Origin of the sequence: Cupriavidus sp. GA3-3 (assembly GCF_000389805.1) — a bacterium.
Classification (GTDB): Bacteria; Pseudomonadota; Gammaproteobacteria; order Burkholderiales; family Burkholderiaceae; genus Cupriavidus; species Cupriavidus necator_D.
Window position 1 is genome coordinate 1 of record NZ_KB944464.1, and the last position, 17,789, is coordinate 17,789.

Genomic DNA, 17,789 nt, shown 5'->3' on the forward strand with positions numbered 1-17,789 from the left:
ATCCGCAAGATCATCTACACGACCAACGCGATCGAGAGCATCAATGCGCAACTGCGCAAGATCATCAAGACGCGGGGCCACTTCCCCAGCGATGAGGCGGCGACCAAGCTCCTGTGGCTGGCCCTGCGCAACATCACCGGGAAGTGGGGCAGTTCAACGCATGACTGGAAGGCTGCCATGAACCAGTTTGCGATCCTCTACGAGGACCGCTTCACCCATCCGCATCGTTGAGATAATGCTGGCTCACCGGTCGAATTGACGGTGAGCCTTTACCTGCCCTGCACACAAAAAAACTGACAGGCCCTCCTGTCCCCATGCGACGCCCTCCTCCCGCCCCCCCCTGAGCACGGCCCACCAGCGCGCGTGTTGCGCTTGCTGGCGCCGCTATGCGCGTTGCCACCGATGCTCGCCGCTTCTACTCCTGTTGAATATTGGCAGCGAGATAATCGATCAGCAGGCGAACGTTCGGCAACAGACCTCTGCGGGAAGGGAAGACAGCATGAACGATGCCCCCTTTCGGGGCCCAGCCGGGCAAGACGTCGACAAGCGCTCCATTACGCAAATCCTCTTCGACAACCATGCTCGGTAACTGAACGATACCTACGCCATGCCTTGCCGCCCGACACAACGCCGTCATATCGTCGGTGATGTATCGGGGGTGATGCCGCACCTGTGCTTCCCTTCCCTCAGGGCCAGCCAGCTGCCAGACGTGATTGCGAGGGGGGCCCCAATCCATGCTGGGCATGGCGGCAACATCATCCGGATCTTGTATTGCCAACGCGTGGTGCTCGAGGAGGGCTGGGCTGGCAACCAACCGTTGAGGGCTTCCAGACAGCACCCGCATCACCAGACCGCTGTCTTCCAGCGGCGGGAAGCGCACACGAAGCGCTACGTCAAAATTTTCTCCCAGCACGTCGACACGCCGGTTTGTCGCTTCGAGATGGACGCGGACCTTTGGGTACTTGATCATGAACTGCGCCACCAGGTCGGCAACGCGATACGCAAGCAGCGTCGTTGGACAGCTCATGCGCAAGATGCCTTGCGGCTCGGATCGCTTGCGCTCCATCACTTCGCGCGCCGCTTCCACCTCCACTAGCACGCCAACACAGCGATCATAGAACTCACGACCGGTTTCCGTAACTGAAAAGCGCCTGGTCGAGCGCTGGAGTAAACGAACTCCATATCGCTCTTCCAGTGCCGCGATGCGCCGGCTCAGCTTTGACTTGGCAATGCCGAGCGCGACCCCCGCTTGCGTAAAGCCGCCGTATTCGACCACCTTGACGAAATAAAAAAGATCATTCAGGTCGTCCACCATTGTTCCTTCTGTAGAACACAGTCGGCATGATACGGGACTTCCCCGGTCTTTCATGCCTGCCTATGATGCTTGCAATCTTCGGAGGCAGCCATGATGTTCCACCCCGCAAGACGCGGTCTTAAGCAGACATCCTGGCGAGCCGCGCACCGCACTCCACCGGCAAAGCCACTGCCCCGAACTCCCAACCGCTTGGCGAAACGAAGAACGTTTGTCCAGGCCGCCCGCTGCCAGGGTTACCGACGATAAAGCCCTTCAAGCATTCAGCAAATTCGCCATTGGATGGATCGGGACAATCTTGCCCGCGTCTTAACGCTTGTACCGACCTGTCGACTTTTCCAAACGCGCCCCCATTCGGAAGCGCATTCAACTCTGCAAGGAGATCGCCGTGACAACGCCCTATACGCGTCTGGACAAAAATGACGCAGCTGTTCTGCTGGTAGACCATCAAGCCGGATTGCTGTCGCTTGTACGCGATATCGATCCTGACAAGTTCAAGAACAACGTCCTCGCCTTGAGCGATCTCGCCAAATACTTCAATTTGCCGACCATCCTCACGACGAGCTTCGAGACTGGCCCCAATGGCCCGATGGTGCCTGAGCTCAAAGCGCAGTTTCCTGACGCGCCATACATTCCTCGTCCTGGCCAAATCAACGCCTGGGACAATGAAGAGTTCGTCGCAGCGGTCAAGGCAACGGGAAAGAAGCAACTCATCATCGCGGGCGTAGTCACCGAGGTGTGTGTCGCGTTTCCCGCGCTGTCGGCAATTGCCGCAGGTTACGACGTGTTCGTTGTCACCGACGCTTCCGGCACGTTTGACGAGTTCACACGCAATGCCGCCTGGCAGCGCATGGCCGATGCTGGCGCCCAACTGATGACGTGGTTCGGTGTCGCATGTGAGTTGCATCGCGACTGGCGCAATGACATCGATGGCCTCGCCGAATTGTTCTCGAACCACATCCCTGACTATCGCAATCTCATCACAAGCTACAAGGCAATGACCCAGAAATAATGCCTCGCGGGGGGCTGGATAGCATCGCCGGTCTCAACGCCGGCCCTTCCCCCCCCCTGGTGCCCCGGTTTCCGGTGCACCATCTCATCAAGACACCGCCCTGCCATTACGTCATTACTTGTATGTCGCAACTGGAGCCGCGTCCCAGCGTCCGTTCTATGATCGCATCGGCCGCGACCATCCATCGCATAACCTCTGAAGTTGCGCTTCCACCGTGCTCTGACCAGCGAATGCGGCTCAGAGACGGGGCTTGTATCATCATCCAGCTTCGCCATACCGAGGCTATCTCGGTTTGGCGGGATGGCAGAATTTTCTTCACCGGCAGTTGCGACCAAGGGTGGGTAGCTATCATCGATCTCCGCGACACCTGGCGCTGCCATCACAAGTCCGCCTTTGACGAACTGCGCTTGCGGATTGACACCCTCTTGCTGCAGGAAATGGGAAGAGAACTGGGCATTCGTGAATGCCCGGGCCTGTCCAATCGTATTGGTGTCGTGGATCCACTCCTGCTTAACCTCGCGTGGACATTGCTGCCGAGTCTTGATCGCCCCGAGCAGAGCGATTTGCTCTTCGTCGACCATGTTGTCAGTGCATGCCTGATTCATACCCTCCAGACGTACGGGGGTGGCAACGGCAACCCAACGCAGCGCCGGCGGGCGCGGCTAACGCCAACACAGGAGGCGCTCGCCAAGGACATGCTTGCCGCTCACCTGAGAGGCAATATTTCTATCGACGCGGTGGCGTCGGAATGCAAGCTCTCTCGCAGCCATTTCATCCGTGCCTTCTGCGAGAGCACCGGCAAGACGCCGCATCAATGGCTCATCGAGCGTAGGATCGACGTCGCAAAGACGCATCTCCTGGGACGCGCGCCGATATCGGAAATCGCGACAGCATGTGGATTCGTGGATCAAAGCCACCTGACACGCGCATTCAAGCAGGCAACCGGCGTTACCCCGGCGGACTGGCGTCGCACTAACGTGAGGAAGCTGGAGCCGATCATGCCAACAGTGCGTCCATCATCGCAGGCCATTCCGTCGCGCATGGCAGAAGGTGCGGATCACCTTCCACCGCAGGCAGCCCGCATGCCGGCAGCCGAGAAAGAAGGCTAGTCCATCCAGCTTCCCTAGAACGTAACACCGGATTTCAAGCCGATCACAAACGCGTTACTGTTACGGGATGTGCCGCCGGGGTGAAGAATGTATTGCAAGTTGGGACGCAGGAATACCGAGGGCACCGGAGACCACGAGTAATACAGTTCGCTAACATACTCGTATCCGCTGCCTGCAACCACATTCTGACCGGTACGTGCGTTGTTCTGTTGCACGAAATCGGCAAAACGCTCATTGTTGTGGGTGGCACCTACTGCAAAGCCGATCGAGTCTTGCGCACGGCTCTCAAACGGCCCCTTGTACTGAACTCCCATCGTGATCTGGTGATCCAGTTGCGCGGTATTGCGGTCAGCATGGGAGAAGTTCAGAAACACCGTAGCGCCGCGGCCACCGGCCGTTCCGGTGACTTGCTGCTGCAGGCTCAGATAGACGCCGAACCGGCCGGAGCGCTTGAGCGGATCCAATCCGGTAGCGCCGCGGGGGTTATGGTTTATATCAAAATACAGGTCGTCAGCGTCCGACGTGTTGTACCAGCCGCCGACCTTGTAGGAGCCAGGAAGACCCTGCCAGGTCGGTTGCCACCCCGCTTCCAGCGGGATCAGCGCGCCTGTGGTTCCGCTTGGGTTGTTCGGCTTCCAGCCGTTGTGGCGTGCGTAACTGTCGTCAACGTAATTTGGATTGACCTGATACACGCCCGTCTGCACATAGGTTTCCCGGGAAGCGTGAAATTTAATGCGTGTGGCCCACTGGCTGGTTGGCCAGTTGACCCAGTAGTCACCCACCAGGTTACCCGGTTGTGATCCGCAAAACGTAAGGTTCTGGAAGTCGCAGGAGAAACTGAAAAAGTCCTCGCCGACTGTCAACCGTCCGAGCTTGATCTCCAGGCGTTCGTCAAGGAGTTTCTGGTTCAGCCACAACTGCGTGAGGTGCCAGGTCTGGCCACGGCCGAAGACTTCCTGGATCAGCATGTTGTTGCCGATATTCGCGTCAGCCCCGAGATTCCGTCCGTTACGGTCGGTCATGGTGAACTGGAACGTGCCGCCCGCCCAGCCCCAGAGCTTGTTCAGGTCCAGCGTGGTCCCAAACGCCCACTGATCGGTATAGCGCGTCAGGTGATCGGTGCCGCCGCTAAAGTTGTGCGCCACTTCACTAAGGTAGCCAATACTGAACATCACCCCCTGCTCTTCCAGGCGCGTACGCATCCCTCCCCAGTCCCCCAGCAGATAGGGACTGGTTGCGATGTCGTAGGCCCCAGCAGGGGTGGGGCACAGGGTGAATGCCGCAGCCGCGACGGCGATGGCAGCGGCGCGTTGGCATAGTACAGGGAAGCGCTTGTTACGCATTGATATGTTAACTCCCGCTCTTAGAAAAGCCGCGCAACTGCAGCGGCGCATCGCCGGCTTGGGAATCGCGATGCGCCAACATGACGACATGCTGATGTTCGGAGGAAAATTCACAGACCGGGTCGGCTGCGCCTGCGTCGCCTGCCAACGCCAGGGCCTGGCAACGGCATCCGCCCCAGTCGCGCTCTCTTGCATGACAACTGCGGCATGGCTCAGACATCCAGGCCGTGCCGCGATAGGCAGCAAACGCCGCCGACTCGAACCACGCGGACGCCAGCGTGCTTGCGGGAAAACGCGGAAATACAAGATGCGCAATCGTCTGCGCCGCGTGGCACGGAACCAAAGTCCCTTCCGGCATGACATTGAGAAAGCGCTGCGCCCAACCACCCATGCAGGCTTTCGGACGACGCCCGTAGTAGTCGGGCATGACATAGTCAATGACCATGCGCTCTTTCACCCGCTCACGCCATGCCTGGACCAGCCGGTCCATCTGCTCGAGCTGGGACTCGGTAGGCATCAGGGCGGCGCGATTATGCAGAGCCCAGCCGTAGTATTGAGCGTTAGCCACTTCCACGCGCGCGATCCGGTGCGCATCGGCATAGTGCAGCATGGCATCCAGTTGATCAGCATTCTGGCGGGTGACGACGAAATTCAGCGTCAGCGCCAAGCCTGCGTCCTGGACACGCGCCATTGCCTCGCGCTTCCTCGCCACGCCGCCTCTGAAACCCGAGATCGCCTCAGCCTGCCGTTCATCCAATCCCTGGAAACTCAGCTGTACGTGGCATAGGCCGGCATCAACCAAAGCGCCCAGCCTGGCATCATCCAGCAGCACGCCGGATGTGATGAGGTTGCTGTACAGTCCCGCCCTGCTTGCATGCGAGACCAGTTGCGGCAGGTCTTCGCGGGCCATGGGCTCGCCGCCCGAGAAATGGACCTGCAGCACACCCAGTGCCGCGGCCTGGTCTAATACTGCACACCAGTCGGCAGTCGAAAGCTCTTGCGATCCCGGCGTCAAGCCAAGCGGGTTGGAGCAATAGGCGCAGCGCAGCGGGCACCGATGGGTCAGTTCCAGCAGAACGGCGAGCGGGGGCCCAACGGCAGCATCATCATGCATGATGTAGGAACCCCCTCTGCGTCATGCAGGTGAACAACGCCAGCACGTCGGCCTGGATCGTCGCCAGCGGCGCGTCAAACTCAGCAGCCAGCGCGTCGCAAAGTGTGCCGATGCTCGGGTGCTCACTACTGCGCTCCACAATCAGTCGCGCCATATCGTCAAGCACAAGCATCCTTTCCGGGCCGAGCAGTACCCAACGCTGTCGAACCGCGTCGTACTGCAGCCGGGTGCCGCGTGCAAGCCGCACGCTAGCCTCGAGCGTCAGCATCGCGGCACGCCAGGATCGAATGCGCCTGGCGGAATCAAGCCTGGCGACACGTACGCCGCGTAGAGCGCATCGAGTTGAGCCCACAGTACGTTGCACTTGAACACTAGCGCATCGAGCACGCCCTGTTGCTCATCAAGCGTGCGTGCGTGACGCTTGACATAGTCCAGCGCAAACTCCGCATCCAGCGGCGCCTGCTCAAGCCGGCATTGGAAATAGCTGAGAACCGATTCATTAATGAACGAGTAATTCTTCAGCATGCCGGCAATGCGCTCCCGATGGATGTCCGGCGCAAAAAGCTCGGTCAGGCACGAGGCCACCGCAATGACAGGGGGGTGTCTCGCAACGAAATCAACGTAAGCCTCAACGGCAAATACCGTTGCCGGGAGTGCACCCCGCTGCGAAACAACATAGTCATAGTCCAGGCCCAGGCTCTCTGTCAGGAATAGCCACCGGTCTATACCGCCCTCCTCCTCGCCCCAGCCATCGTGGTCCAGGATCCGGTGCACCCATTCACGTCGCAAGCCACGGTCCTTCACACGGCTGATAAGCGCCGCATCCTTGCGCGGGATTGCTGCCTGATAGCAATAGCGGTTCAGCGCCCAAGCCTGAACTTGGCCCAGCGTCAGCGCCCCGGCATGCAGCAGGCGATGGAAGGGGTGCCGGTTGTGATAGCGTTCCCGACCGATTTCCCGCAACGCTTCTTCAAGCGCCACCGGGGAGAGCACGTCCGTTAGAGATTTACTCAACGCAGAACTCCATGCCATCGTATGTAGTATCCCAGCCCGCCGCACGGATGAAAGCCCGCTCCTTGCTGTCCGGAAGCAAGACCGGATTCGTGTTGTTCATGTGAATGAACAGCTTGCGCTGGAGCGAAACGCCCTCCCACTGTGCAACGGCTCCCCTTGCCCCGCTGATCGGCAGATGACCCATGCGTGAGGCGGTCTTGCTGCCCGCGCCGCTGGAAATCATCTCGTCTTCCGTGAAGGTGGTGCCGTCAAACAGAAGGCTGTCACCACGCGCCAGGCGGGACTTGATGGCATCCGGCAACGCGGAGCAGCCAGGCATGTAGAACAAGCGGCACCGAGATCCGGTCGTGCCAAGTGCGAGCCCAATCGTGTCTTCAGGTCCGCCCCCAAAACCGGCTGCCTCCGGATCCTCGAGCCACAGCGCAACCTTTCCCGGAATGGCGAACGGCTCGATTCGTACACCAGTGTCGCAGCCCTGCGCATCGAAAACAGACTGGACTTGATCCAACCGGAGGGCAAGGCGCTCAACGCTGCCCCGGTCAAGCACATTGAATATCGCGTTGCCTTGCAGCACCCGCAACACCCGGTCAGTCGCATACAAGGTGAAGGGGTGCCCCTCGCGCAGCGACAGCAGACCGGCTACATGGTCGACGTCGGCATTGGTCAGCAACACTGAACTCAATGGACTGGATCGTGGTCCTTTGATCGGGTGCAACACATGCGTTGCGGAAAACTGTTGGCGGATGTCGGGCGAGGCATTAACTACCACCCAACGCACACCGTCAGCGGATACTGCAATAGACGATTGCGTCTGCGGCGTGATCTGCGCCCCTTCACGGGCAGCCCGGCATGCCGTGCAGGCACAGTTCCATTGCGGTAGACCGCCACCAGCCGCGGCGCCAAGCACAATGACACGCAGCATGTGAAAACGGCTCAGCGTTCAGCACTCATGTAACAGTTGATTTCGCAGCCGAGGCAGACTTCGACAACTTCAGGCTTGGTCCAGGTACGCATGGTCTTTTCTCCAGGTTACGGCGATGCCGAATAGCATCGCCAGATTCAAACCGAACGAAGGTCCAGCGTCGCTTACTTCGCCGGAGAGTATTTGAAAGCAATGATCGAACCGGGGTTCTCGAGCTTGAACGCTGCGTTTCCTGCCTCCGTCGTCCCGAGGTGGCTTACATCCGTTGCCACATAGAGTGTGCTGCCATCCGGGCTTACAACCAGGTCACGATAGCGATTGACCGACCGGAACACCGGTTGCGCATCACCAAGCGGCAAGGTGCCAGTCGGATCCAACTGGACGCGATAGATGATCCCGCGCTTGAGGCTCGTGATAAGCAGAGAATTGTCCCACCCTGGAATACTCTGCTTTCCGCCACGGTAGTAGGAGACCGCGGACGGTGCTATGGTTGGCCAGCAGATATAGTAGAGATCCTTTTCCGAGCAGACCTTGTTATTGAAGTTGAAATTATTGTCAACACTGAAGAAAGTTTTTAGCGGTTCCACAAAATCAGGATCCGACCACTGAGATTCCCGTGTCACAGGAACCCCATCCGGTGCTTTCAAGCCGTTCTGGAAAGTATCCTTGGCGTTCTCGCAACCGCCTTTTGCTGCCGAGTAGTTCGCATAGGCGTATCCCGCATCATCCTTGCGGCCCGCAACATTCGGCCAGCCGTAGTTCCGGCCAGGAAGGATCAGGTTCAACTCGTCATCGGTGTTCGGTCCCTGGTCCACCGCGAACAGTCTACCCGTGGGGCTGAAGACCATGCCCTGCGTATTGCGAATTCCCCAGGCATAGACGTGACTTTTCACGCCATGAATCGTAGGGTTATCCTGTGGAATTGAGCCATCTAAGTTCAATCGCAGGATCTTCCCCATGTAATGCTCCCAGTTTCCGGCCTTGACTTCGGCTTCGGTGGGCAGCACTTGTGCCTGGTTCAGCTTGCAAAGGTATTTAAGCTGATTTCTTCCCTGATCGCCGATTGAATAGTAGAGCTTCTGATCCGGACCGAAGATTAACCTTGCCGACTGGTGATCATGCGCAGACGGCAAGCCTTTGATGATGTCTACCGGCGATACCAGTTTCTGCGCCTTGGCGTCATAGGTATAGCGACGGATGGCAGTACGATTTGGAAATTCACCACCTTGCCCGGTCGAATATGAAAGTGAAACATACACATAATCTCGACCTTTCCCCTTGAGCAAATCAGGATGAAGCGCGAGTCCTAATACGCCATCCTGCTGATCATCCGAGTACACCGCGTCATTGATCTCAACCGCTACCGTTGTCTTTCCGTTCTTTGGATCGACCCGAGTAATTCGCTTGGCGATCTGTTCAGTTAACCAGAGATTGCCATCTGGGCCGAACACCATATTGTGAGGATTCGCCAAACCGGTAGCTATAACCGATTTCTGGAAATTCTTTGGCAGCGCGGGGACCGATTCGCCCGTCGCCGGAGGCAGATCCGCCCTGACCGAAGCCGCAGCCAGTAAAAGTGGCGCTGCTAAAGCGAAAGCAACCCTGGATTTCATACTCAACCTCCCTTTTGAAATACATCAAAATTGCCAGAGAAATTTTTATTAGAACCTGGAATTGCTCGCGAGGAATTTATAGCCCACAGAGATTGGCAAGTCAAGGCAACGGAGCACGCACATTAATGGCGCTTCCCATGATGCGCATTTTTATGCAAAACCGCAGCACTTAAATACAAAATCCCCAAACCAGAACCGCACCGAGAACCAGTTTAGCTACGCATGCCATTTCCGCCAAGGTTCGCCCTCCAGTTGCTGGCAACAGTCGCCCCTCGCTGATTATCCTCACTTACTACACTTCGCGGCTGCGCGCCGTGGATCGCCGGCCTGGCGTTTGGCGCCACGTTCTGCCGTGCTCGATCTGGTCGACCGAGAGCGCGTTGCGCACGCTCATCAACGTGGCAATGGTGCGGTCGAAAACCTTGCCGGCGATATCGGCGGGGCGGTCATGGGCCTCGACGTCCTGGTGCACGAAGGGCGTGCCACCCCCGACGTTCTGTGCGAACTGCAGCTTGAATTCGCGGAAGCCGTCGTAGCCCAGCGCCGCGCAGAAGCGCGCGATAGTGGGCTGCGAGACGCCGGCGCGTTCGGCCAGCTCGGGCATCGACAGCCGGATCACGGCGGCGCCATGCCGGGCGATGTAGTCCGCCAGGCGGCGTTCTGAGGGGCGGAGCGTGTCGTAGACGGCGAGGATTCGTTCGCGCATGGCGACATGGCAGTGAATTCAAACTCTTAGAAATGTAGAGATTCTACAAATATTGGCGAGACATCGTGCCGAGTCGTGCACGGCTGGCTTTCAGGGTTTTCCAGTATTCCGCGTATTTTCGAGCAATTTTGACGCCTGACCCCTATCGACGGAATGCTCACTGTCGATATAATGTAGAAACTCTACATGCCATTGCGCACCCGTGCTGCGCCGTCGCCGAGTCCACGAGGAACGTCTTCGCCATGCCCATCGCCGTCCATGCCGAGCTGTTGGCCGTCACCGAACGCCTCGTTGCGCGCAGCCGCGCCAGCCGCGCGCATGTCCGGCGCGTCGGGCAAGGTGCCGGCGGTGATCCACGTCGGCCCCGAGGCGCTGGCCGGCGGCGCGCTGGCGCGCGTGCGCGATGGCGACCGCATCCGTGTCGACGCCGTTGCCGGCACGGCGACGAAGGCGAATTCGCTGCGCGCGAGCTGGCCGCGGCGCCGGACGATGATTTCGCGCAATTCAGCCTGGGGCGCGGCTTGTTCGGCCTGTTCCGGCGCCATGCGCGCATCGCCGAAGAGGGTGGCAGCGCACTCGACTTGTCCGAGGCCGAGGCAGCCACCGGCCAGGGCGCATCCACTCCTGCCTCCGCGGCGCAAACCGTCGCGCAATAGCCGGCGCGAAGTTACCGCGGGGCGGCAACACCCCCGGACGCCCTTGTGCCTGCGCCGGGGCGTCGCCCCGGTATGACAAGAACTGAACAAGGGTGGGTGACACCATCCGATACCAAGACCGACGGAGCAGACGTGATCTACATCCTGATGGGCGTTTCCGGCAGCGGCAAGACCACGGTCGGCCAGTTGCTGGCGCAGCGCCTGGGCTGCGGCTTCCATGACGCCGATGCATTCCACAGCGAGGCCAACAAGGCCAAGATGAACACGGGTATCCCGCTCACCGACGAAGACCGCTCGCCCTGGCTGGCTGGCATGCGCGCCGCCATCGATGCCGCCCGGACCGAAGGGCGCGCGCACGTGTTCACCTGCTCGGCGCTGCGCCAGGGCTACCGCGACCGGCTGACCCCGCCCGATGGCGGCGTGACCTTCGTCTACATGAAGGGCGACGCCGCGCTGATCGGCGCGCGCCTGTCCGCTCGCACCGACCACTTCTTCAACCCCGCGCTGCTGGAGAGCCAGTTCGATACCCTGGAAGAGCCGAGTGGCGCGCTGGTGCTGGATATCCGGCAGTCGCCCGAAGCGCTGGTCGACACGATCCTGCAAGCCGCCGCACCCCAGGGCGGCAGCTTCGCTCGCTAAGTCGCAACGCTTTCTCCGCTCGCATCTCAATTACGGCAGGGGCCGAGCCGATTGCAGGGGAAGCGCGGGCGGTCCGCATCGATCCCAGCCTGGATCGCCGTTCCTCAACAGACTCGCCCCAAGGAAGCCCCACCCATGAAGATGTCGTTCCGCTGGTTTGGCACGTCCGACCCGATCCCTCTCGAATACATCCGGCAGATCCCGGGCATGACACATATCGTCTCGGCCATCTACGACGAACCCGTTGGCGAGGTATGGCCGCTGGACAAGATCCTGGCGCTCAAGTCCACCATCGAGGCGGCGGGCTTGCAGTTCAAGGTGGTCGAGTCGGTCCCGGTCCACGAGAACATCAAGCTCGGAAAGCCGACGCGCGAACTGCTGATCGCCAATTACCAGCAGAACATCAGGAACCTGGCCGCCGCTGGCATCGAAGTCATCTGCTACAACTTCATGCCGGTGTTCGACTGGACCCGTACAGAACTGGCGAAAAAGCTCGATGACGGCTCGACCTGCCTTGCCTTCAGCACCCGGGAGGTCGAACAGATCGACGTCAGCCAGGGCATCGCCCTGCCCGGCTGGGATTCCAGCTACCGGCCAGGGGAACTGCAGGCGCTGCTGGCCGAATACCACGGCATCGACGAAGCCAGGCTCTGGCAGCATCTGGAGCATTTCCTGCGCGCGATCATTCCCGTGGCCCAGGAGTGCGGCATCAAGATGGCCATCCATCCGGACGATCCGCCGCGCCCCATCTTCGGACTGCCGCGCATCGTCAAGAACCGCGACGACCTGGCACGCATCCTCAGCATCGTCGACACGCAGGCAAACGGCCTGACGCTGTGCTCGGGCTCGCTTGGCGCCGGCCCGCAGAACAACGTCGAGGCGCTGGTGCGCGAGTTTGGCGGCATGGGACGCATCCATTTCGCCCATATCCGCAACGTCAAGATCACCCCGGAAGGCGACTTCGAGGAAACCGCCCACCTGTCGAGCTGCGGATCGCTGGATATCGCCGCGATCGTCAAGGCATACCACGACGTCAGCTTCCAGGGCTACTTCCGCCCCGACCACGGCCGCATGATCTGGGGCGAGACGGGCAAGCCGGGATACGGCCTCTATGACCGGGCACTCGGCGCGGTCTATATCAACGGGATGTGGGAAGCGATGGAGAAAGCGGGCTGAAGCGCCGTGCCACTGCAACCCTGTAAAAGACTTAACTGGAGACATGTCATGACAATTACCAAGCACTCTTTCGCGGCGTCGCGCCGTTCAGCGTTGATCCTGGGCATCGCGGCGCTCGGCCTCGGCACGTTGACCGCGACGGCAGCCTGGGCTCAGACCACCTGGCCGACCAAGCCGGTTACCCTGCTGGTCGGCTTCCCGCCCGGGGGGCAAACCGACTTCGCGGGACGTGCGCTGCTCAACGGCCTGCAGAGTTCGCTCGGCCAGTCGTTCGTCATCGACAACAAGGCCGGCGTGAACGGCAATATCGCCTCCGTGGAGGTAATGCGCGCGGCGCCGGACGGGAACAAGCTGCTGGTAGGCAACGGCTCGATGACGATCATGCCGCACGTCTACACCAAGCTCGGCATCGTCGACCCGCAGAAGCTCACGCCGATCGGCGTGATGCTGCAATCTCCGCTGGTCCTCGTCGTGCCCGCCAGCTCGCCCATCAAGACCTACGCGCAGTTCGTCGAGGAGGTGAAGGCGCGGGACAAGTCGGGCAAGACCATCGACTATGGCTCGGGTGGCACCGGCGCACTGCCGCATGTCACGATGGAACTGCTGCGCGAGCGCATGGGCGGCCCGAAGATGAACCATGTGCCTTACAAGGGCAGCAGCCCGGCGATGGTCGACCTGATGGCCGGACGCCTGGATGCGATGTTCGACGCGACCTCGGTCGTCGCGCCCTTCATCAAGTCGGGCCAGCTGCGGCCGCTGATGGTAACCGGACCCAAGCGCGTGGCAATGATCCCGGATGTGCCGACGGCCACCGAGAGCGGCATCAAGGACTTCACCATCATCTCGTTCATCGGACTGTACGGGCCACCGGGCCTGAGCCCTGACATCGTCAAGAAGGCCAACGGCGCCCTGAATACGGCGCTGAAGGACCCGGCAGTCGTCAAGAGCATCGTCGACCGCGGCGACGAGCCCGGCGGCGGCACGCCCGAGCAGCTCGCAACCCTGACCCGCACCCACTACAAGATGTGGGGTGATGTGGTGAGGACAAACAACATCTCGGCCGATTAAGACAGCACAGGCGTAGACGAGAGCGTGCAAAGGATTGAATGAACGCGCCCCCGCCCCCACGAAGCGGGCGGCAGTTCCATTCAGATCTGGGAAGCGAGGCATGTCGAGGTTAATCCGGTGACACAATCGCTTCGCTCTCGTGGAACAAAGGAAAGGTGTCATTATCGATACTGCTCGATTCTTGTACTTTCGGGCTAAGCCTCACCAGGATGTCCCACCCCGAATTCCGCGACGGATTCCGTCGCCCGCCCGACCGTAAGCTCGCCCGCCTCCTCGTGGTACGCCCCTCCGCTGCCACGGGGATCTCCTCACAGCGCCGCACTCAGCACCGGCACCGACACGTTTTCGGGCAGCAACGTCGGCACATGCGTCCGGCCATCGATCCAGGCGTCGACCATGTCGGCCCACTCCTGCAGCATGTGGCGCCGCTGATCTGCGTACTCGGCCTTGTTGTAGACCGAGCGCGAGGAACGTCCCTCCTCGTGCGCCAGACACTTCTCTATCCAGTCGCGCTTGAAGCCCACCTCGTTGAGCAGCGTCGAGCCGGTGCGGCGCAGGTCGTGGACGGTGAACGGCTCCAGCGGCAATCCCGCGGCCTTGGCCCGCTCGGCCACGATCTGTGTCACCCGGTTCAAGGTTGCCTTCGACATGCAGCGGTCGGCGTCATAGCGTGACGGCAGTACAAATTTGGAGCCTGCCGCGCAGGTGTGCAACGCCACGAAGATGTCGAGCGCTTGGCGCGATAGAAAGACGACATGCGGATTGCGCCCCTTCATCCGTTGCTTCGGGATCGTCCAGGTCGCGTTCTCGAAATCGACCTCGCTCCAGGTCGCCTCGATCAGCTCACTCTTGCGCACCAGCGTCAAGAGGATCAGGCGCAGTGCCAGCCGGATGGTCGGATAGGTCGCCACGGACTCCACCTGCCGCGTCATTAGCCGGATCTCTAACGGCGACAAGGCGCGATCCTTCGGCACGAAAGTCGCAATCGACGCCGCGCCCACGTCGTCAGCCGGGTTGTTCACCTTCCCTCCAGGCAAAATGGCGAAGGCATAGACCTGCTTCACGATGTCGCGGATGTGGACCGCTGTGGCGGGCGCACCGCGTGCCTTCACCTTGTTACACAAGGCACGCAGGTCATCAGCGGTGATTTCATTGAGCAGCCTGTTCTGAAAGGCCGCGAGGATGTCCCGATCGACGATGCTCTTGCGCATCGCCCGTGTGCTGTCGGCCATCCGCGCATCGGCGAGCCACCGGGCAGTAATGTCGCCGAAGCTCTTGGCGGCGGTCAGCCGGCGTTTCTCGCGCTGCTTCTCCTGCGCCGGGGATTTGCCCTGGGTGACGGCCTTCTTGGCGTCAAGCAGCTTTTCGCGGGCAAGGGCCAGCGAGATACCGGCCGGCCCATAGCGGCCGATGGTCAGCGTTTCCCGCCGCCCGTTGAGACGGTAATCGTAGCGGAAGGTGACGGTACCGGTGGGTGATACCGTCACGTACATGCCGTCGCGGTCAAAAGCCTTATAAGTCTTGGACTTAGGCTTGAGATTCCGCAGTGCGGTGTCGGTAAGCATCGAGGTTTTTCCTCCTGTTCATGACGGCTTTTACCGTCAGGGGTCAGGAGACCTGCTGATGCCCGGAAAGCCGCATAAAACAAGCTTTCCTCAGGAGACTTTTACCGTCAAAGACCGATTTGGTCCAGATAGTAAACGGGAGGATCTAAATCCGGCCTCCGAGTTCTGCCGCCACTTCTACCGCCAACTTGTTCCGCTGGCCGGCGATAGCCACCGATAGGTACCGCAACGTATTTCTTTTAAAATCAACACGTTACTGCGACTTTTCGATAGTTAGCAATAGTCCCCGAAGAACCCCGTTTCACTCCCACTCAATCGTCGCCGGCGGTTTCCCCGACACGTCATACACAACCCGGTTCAGGCCACGTACTTCGTTAATGATCCGGTTAGAGCAACGGCCCAGCAGCGCATACGGCAGGTGCGCCCAGTGCGCGGTCATGAAATCGGTGGTCTGCACCGCGCGCAGCGCCACGACGTAGTCGTAGGTGCGGCCGTCGCCCATCACGCCCACGGACTTGACCGGCAGGAACACGGCGAAGGCCTGGCTGGTCAGGTCGTACCAGCTCTTGCCGACCTGGTCCGGCTCGCACAGGCCCGCGGCGGCGTCCTGTTCGGTGGCGAGGGTCTTGCGCAGTTCTTCGATGAAGATGGCATCGGCGCGGCGCAGCAGGTCGGCGTAGTCGCGCTTGACTTCGCCAAGGATGCGCACGCCCAGGCCCGGGCCCGGGAACGGGTGGCGGTAGACCATTTCCGGCGGCAGGCCCAGGGCCACGCCGAGCTCGCGCACTTCGTCCTTGAACAGGTCGCGCAGCGGCTCGAGCAGCTTCAGGCCCAGCGTTTCCGGCAGGCCGCCGACGTTGTGGTGGCTCTTGATGGTGGTGGCCTTCTTGGTCTTGGTGCCACCCGACTCCACCACGTCCGGATAGATCGTGCCCTGCGCCAGCCACTTTGCATTGGACAGCTTCCTGGCCTCGGCCTGGAACACTTCCACGAACTCGCGGCCGATGATCTTGCGCTTCTGCTCGGGATCGGTCACGCCGGCCAGATGGCCGAGGAACTGATCGGAGGCGTCGATATGCACGACCTTGGCGTGCAGGCGGCCGACAAACATTTCCATCACCAGCTTGCCTTCGTCCTGGCGCAGCAGGCCGTGGTCGACGAACACGCAGGTGAGCTGATCGCCAATGGCGCGGTGGATCAGCGCCGCGGCCACCGACGAGTCGACGCCGCCGGACAGGCCCAGGATGACCTCTTCATCGCCGACCTGCTCGCGAATCTTGGCGACGGCTTCCTCGATATGGTCGCGCATGACCCAGTCAGGCTTGCAGCCGGCGATGCCGAGCACGAAGCGCTCCAGCATCTGGCGGCCCTTGGCGGTATGCGTGACCTCGGGGTGGAACTGCACCGCGTAGTAGCCGCGCGCCTCGTCGGCCATGCCGGCGATCGGGCAGCTGGGGGTGGAGGCCATCAGCTTGAAGCCCGGCGGCAGGCCGGCAACCTTGTCGCCGTGGCTCATCCAGACCTTGAGCATGCCATGGCCTTCCGGCGTGCGGAAATCCTCGATGTCCTTGAGCAGGTTGGTGTGGCCATGGGCGCGCACCTCGGCGTAGCCGAATTCGCGGTGGTCGCTCCACTCGACCTTGCCGCCCAGCTGCACGGCCATGGTCTGCATGCCGTAGCAGATGCCCAGCACCGGCACGCCCAGGTCCCACACGGCCTGCGGCGCGCGCAGCTGGTGGTCTTCATAGGTGCTGGCGTGGCTGCCGGACAGGATGATGGCCTTGGGGGCGAACTCGCGGACGAAGTCGTCAGAGACGTCGTTCGGGTGGATCTCGCAATAGACGTGCGCCTCGCGGACGCGGCGGGCGATCAGCTGCGTGACCTGCGAGCCGAAATCAAGAATGAGGATTTTGTCGTGCATGATGGGCCGATGGCGTGTCTTCCGGGATGGGCTCGGTCACGACTTCCGTGCCGGGGCCATAGCCCGGCGGCGGCGTGATGACCGGCTCGCGCCGGTATTCTGGGGTATTCGTTGGGCGCGCCGCGGGGGCGACGCCGGGTTCCTTGCGGACTTCCTTCTTGTGTTCCTGTTCCTGCAGCGCACGCTCGGCCTTCAGCTGCCTTTCGCGGTTGCGCACGCGCCTGGAAGCGGGAATCTGCACCAGCGCAAAAAACGCCAGCACCACTGCCATCACCGGCAGCCAGATCTTGCCCGCGCCGACCAGCGGCAGTTCCATGAACACCATCCAGGCAATGATCAGCACTGCGCTGGCCAGGTTCACATAGCCGGCCGTGCGCGCCACTGGCACCGTCAGCTGGCCGTTGAACGTTGCCTGCCACAACAGCGCGGCCAGGCCGACCAGTGCCACGCCCAGCAGCTGCCCGAACAGGGCCGGTTGCGGCTGCGGCAACTGCAGCGCCGCATACAGCGTGGTGAACGGGGACATCAACAGCAGGATGCCCAGCATCAAATCCACCAGGGCATCAAAAAACAGCACGGCTCGCAGCAATACCTTCATTGGCGCTCCTCGTCATGGGCC

Annotated in this window: 17 protein-coding genes and 2 pseudogenes; 7 read left to right on the forward strand and 12 right to left on the reverse strand. The window is 61.0% G+C overall.

What is annotated here, in order from left to right; all coding sequences use genetic code 11:
• Positions 1 to 231 (forward strand): IS256 family transposase (locus C265_RS05990; RefSeq protein WP_010809558.1); only part of this gene is annotated, 231 nt, incomplete at its 5' end.
• Positions 232 to 415: 184 nt separating this feature from the next.
• Here C265_RS05990 and C265_RS05995 read toward each other — a convergent pair.
• On the reverse strand, positions 416 to 1,312 hold the full coding sequence (locus C265_RS05995; protein WP_037023741.1) for a LysR substrate-binding domain-containing protein: 897 nt from the start codon (positions 1,310 to 1,312) through the stop codon (positions 416 to 418).
• 388 nt (positions 1,313 to 1,700) lie between these two features.
• On the opposite strand from C265_RS05995, the gene ycaC reads away from it, so the two are divergent.
• Both ycaC and C265_RS06005 read left to right on the forward strand, forming a co-directional pair.
• Positions 1,701 to 2,324, forward strand: a complete 624-nt coding sequence (gene ycaC / locus C265_RS06000; RefSeq protein ID WP_010809560.1) for an isochorismate family cysteine hydrolase YcaC — start codon at positions 1,701 to 1,703, stop codon at positions 2,322 to 2,324.
• A gap of 230 nt (positions 2,325 to 2,554) precedes the next feature.
• The gene (locus C265_RS06005) at positions 2,555 to 3,433 is read left to right on the forward strand and encodes an AraC family transcriptional regulator (protein WP_010809561.1); all 879 of its coding nucleotides are present in this window, start codon (positions 2,555 to 2,557) and stop codon (positions 3,431 to 3,433) included.
• A gap of 14 nt (positions 3,434 to 3,447) precedes the next feature.
• On the opposite strand, the gene C265_RS06010 is transcribed toward C265_RS06005, so the two are convergent.
• The 8 genes and pseudogenes from C265_RS06010 to C265_RS06040 all read right to left on the reverse strand — a co-directional run.
• The gene (locus C265_RS06010; protein WP_010809562.1) at positions 3,448 to 4,776 is read right to left on the reverse strand and encodes a carbohydrate porin; all 1,329 of its coding nucleotides are present in this window, start codon (positions 4,774 to 4,776) and stop codon (positions 3,448 to 3,450) included.
• 7 nt (positions 4,777 to 4,783) lie between these two features.
• Positions 4,784 to 5,890: a pyrroloquinoline quinone biosynthesis protein PqqE gene (pqqE, locus tag C265_RS06015; RefSeq protein WP_037023732.1), complete on the reverse strand. Its 1,107-nt coding sequence runs from the start codon at positions 5,888 to 5,890 to the stop codon at positions 4,784 to 4,786.
• Entirely contained in the window at positions 5,883 to 6,158 is a 276-nt protein-coding gene (pqqD, locus tag C265_RS06020) for a pyrroloquinoline quinone biosynthesis peptide chaperone PqqD (RefSeq protein ID WP_010809564.1), read from the reverse strand. The genes pqqE and pqqD overlap by 8 nt, the downstream gene beginning before the upstream one ends.
• Entirely contained in the window at positions 6,152 to 6,904 is a 753-nt protein-coding gene (pqqC, locus tag C265_RS06025; protein WP_010809565.1) for a pyrroloquinoline-quinone synthase PqqC, read from the reverse strand. The genes pqqD and pqqC overlap by 7 nt, the downstream gene beginning before the upstream one ends.
• Positions 6,897 to 7,826, reverse strand: coding sequence for a pyrroloquinoline quinone biosynthesis protein PqqB (gene pqqB / locus C265_RS06030; RefSeq protein ID WP_037023733.1), 930 nt, complete (start codon positions 7,824 to 7,826; stop codon positions 6,897 to 6,899). Before pqqB ends, pqqC begins: the two co-directional genes overlap by 8 nt.
• A gap of 11 nt (positions 7,827 to 7,837) precedes the next feature.
• Positions 7,838 to 7,918 carry a pyrroloquinoline quinone precursor peptide PqqA gene (pqqA, locus tag C265_RS33145; RefSeq protein WP_081050279.1) on the reverse strand — a complete coding sequence of 27 codons (81 nt, stop codon included), beginning with the start codon at positions 7,916 to 7,918 and terminating at the stop codon, positions 7,838 to 7,840.
• A 72-nt stretch (positions 7,919 to 7,990) separates the two neighbouring features.
• Positions 7,991 to 9,439 carry a glucose/sorbosone family PQQ-dependent dehydrogenase gene (locus C265_RS06035; protein WP_037023734.1) on the reverse strand — a complete coding sequence of 483 codons (1,449 nt, stop codon included), beginning with the start codon at positions 9,437 to 9,439 and terminating at the stop codon, positions 7,991 to 7,993.
• A gap of 349 nt (positions 9,440 to 9,788) precedes the next feature.
• A pseudogene (locus C265_RS06040) lies at positions 9,789 to 10,145 on the reverse strand (MurR/RpiR family transcriptional regulator); the annotation flags it as partial.
• Positions 10,146 to 10,460: 315 nt separating this feature from the next.
• On the opposite strand from C265_RS06040, the pseudogene C265_RS31245 reads away from it, so the two are divergent.
• The 4 genes and pseudogenes from C265_RS31245 to C265_RS06060 all read left to right on the forward strand — a co-directional run.
• A pseudogene (locus C265_RS31245) lies at positions 10,461 to 10,801 on the forward strand (dihydroxy-acid dehydratase); the annotation flags it as partial.
• 132 nt (positions 10,802 to 10,933) lie between these two features.
• Positions 10,934 to 11,440, forward strand: a complete 507-nt coding sequence (locus C265_RS06050; protein WP_010809570.1) for a gluconokinase — start codon at positions 10,934 to 10,936, stop codon at positions 11,438 to 11,440.
• Between the two features lie 135 nt (positions 11,441 to 11,575).
• Positions 11,576 to 12,616 (forward strand): mannonate dehydratase, encoded by a 1,041-nt coding sequence (gene uxuA, locus C265_RS06055; RefSeq protein WP_010809571.1) that lies wholly within the window; start codon positions 11,576 to 11,578, stop codon positions 12,614 to 12,616.
• A 48-nt stretch (positions 12,617 to 12,664) separates the two neighbouring features.
• Complete coding sequence (locus tag C265_RS06060) at positions 12,665 to 13,684, forward strand: tripartite tricarboxylate transporter substrate binding protein (RefSeq protein ID WP_010809572.1); 1,020 nt, start codon at positions 12,665 to 12,667, stop codon at positions 13,682 to 13,684.
• A gap of 308 nt (positions 13,685 to 13,992) precedes the next feature.
• Here C265_RS06060 and C265_RS06065 read toward each other — a convergent pair whose 3' ends face one another.
• The 3 genes from C265_RS06065 to C265_RS06075 all read right to left on the reverse strand — a co-directional run bounded on the left by C265_RS06065 (position 13,993) and on the right by C265_RS06075 (position 17,768).
• Positions 13,993 to 15,249: a site-specific integrase gene (locus tag C265_RS06065; protein WP_010809573.1), complete on the reverse strand. Its 1,257-nt coding sequence runs from the start codon at positions 15,247 to 15,249 to the stop codon at positions 13,993 to 13,995.
• Positions 15,250 to 15,550: 301 nt separating this feature from the next.
• Positions 15,551 to 17,170 (reverse strand): glutamine-hydrolyzing GMP synthase, encoded by a 1,620-nt coding sequence (gene guaA, locus C265_RS06070; protein ID WP_010809574.1) that lies wholly within the window; start codon positions 17,168 to 17,170, stop codon positions 15,551 to 15,553.
• The gene (locus tag C265_RS06075; RefSeq protein ID WP_010809575.1) at positions 17,145 to 17,768 is read right to left on the reverse strand and encodes a membrane protein; all 624 of its coding nucleotides are present in this window, start codon (positions 17,766 to 17,768) and stop codon (positions 17,145 to 17,147) included. Before C265_RS06075 ends, guaA begins: the two co-directional genes overlap by 26 nt.
• Positions 17,769 to 17,789 lie beyond the last annotated feature (21 nt).

Bases quoted from the DNA above. Each gene is read 5' to 3' on its own strand.
- C265_RS06010 (WP_010809562.1), bottom strand. From the start codon at position 4,776: ATGCGTAACAAGCGCTTCCCTGTACTATGCCAACGCGCCGCTGCCATC.
- C265_RS06060 (WP_010809572.1), top strand. From the start codon at position 12,665: ATGACAATTACCAAGCACTCTTTCGCGGCGTCGCGCCGTTCAGCGTTG.
- C265_RS06065 (WP_010809573.1), bottom strand. From the start codon at position 15,249: ATGCTTACCGACACCGCACTGCGGAATCTCAAGCCTAAGTCCAAGACT.
- guaA (WP_010809574.1), bottom strand. From the start codon at position 17,170: ATGCACGACAAAATCCTCATTCTTGATTTCGGCTCGCAGGTCACGCAG.
- pqqA (WP_081050279.1), bottom strand. From the start codon at position 7,918: ATGCGTACCTGGACCAAGCCTGAAGTTGTCGAAGTCTGCCTCGGCTGC.
- C265_RS06035 (WP_037023734.1), bottom strand. From the start codon at position 9,439: ATGAAATCCAGGGTTGCTTTCGCTTTAGCAGCGCCACTTTTACTGGCT.
- C265_RS06075 (WP_010809575.1), bottom strand. From the start codon at position 17,768: ATGAAGGTATTGCTGCGAGCCGTGCTGTTTTTTGATGCCCTGGTGGAT.
- uxuA (WP_010809571.1), top strand. From the start codon at position 11,576: ATGAAGATGTCGTTCCGCTGGTTTGGCACGTCCGACCCGATCCCTCTC.
- C265_RS06005 (WP_010809561.1), top strand. From the start codon at position 2,555: ATGCGGCTCAGAGACGGGGCTTGTATCATCATCCAGCTTCGCCATACC.
- pqqE (WP_037023732.1), bottom strand. From the start codon at position 5,890: ATGCATGATGATGCTGCCGTTGGGCCCCCGCTCGCCGTTCTGCTGGAA.
- pqqD (WP_010809564.1), bottom strand. From the start codon at position 6,158: ATGCTGACGCTCGAGGCTAGCGTGCGGCTTGCACGCGGCACCCGGCTG.
- pqqB (WP_037023733.1), bottom strand. From the start codon at position 7,826: ATGCTGCGTGTCATTGTGCTTGGCGCCGCGGCTGGTGGCGGTCTACCG.